Origin of the sequence: Corallococcus aberystwythensis, from assembly GCF_003612165.1 — a bacterium.
Classification (GTDB): Bacteria; Myxococcota; Myxococcia; order Myxococcales; family Myxococcaceae; genus Corallococcus; species Corallococcus aberystwythensis.
This window is the reverse complement of sequence record NZ_RAWK01000586.1, coordinates 1-426: the sequence shown is the minus strand read 5'-3', so window position 1 is coordinate 426 and position 426 is coordinate 1. Positions and strand designations below refer to the sequence as shown.

The window sequence follows — 426 nt, the reverse complement described above, 5'->3', positions numbered from 1 at the left end:
GCGTGCTGGTGGCGGTCTTCATCGCATTCGCCACCTGGCTAGCCTGCCAGTGGTTCGCCGGCCGCGCCGCCTTCCTGCTGGTGGGCGCGATGATGGCCACGACCATGAGCGGCAACGTCTTCTTCTGGATCATCCCGGGCCAGCGCAAGAACGTGCAGGCGCTGCGCGAGGGCCGGCCGGTCGACCCGATCCACGGCGCGCGCGGCAAGCAGCGCAGCGTGCACAACACCTACTTCACGCTGCCGGTGCTGTTCGCGATGCTGAGCAACCACTACAGCTTCACCTACACGCACAAGTACAACTGGATCGTGCTGCTGCTGATCATGCTGGGCGGCGCGGCGATCCGGCAGTTCTTCGTGGTGCGGCACCGCTTCAAGCTGGGCAATGCGGGCAACCCGCTGCCCTACGCGATGGTCGGCGTCGTGG

1 protein-coding gene is annotated in these 426 nt (G+C 66.7%); it reads left to right on the top strand.

Features of this window, described 5'->3' with window-relative positions; all coding sequences use genetic code 11:
• The coding region (locus tag D7W81_RS41585; RefSeq protein ID WP_147445860.1) for a urate hydroxylase PuuD at nt 1-426 on the top strand (426 nt) is incomplete at both ends.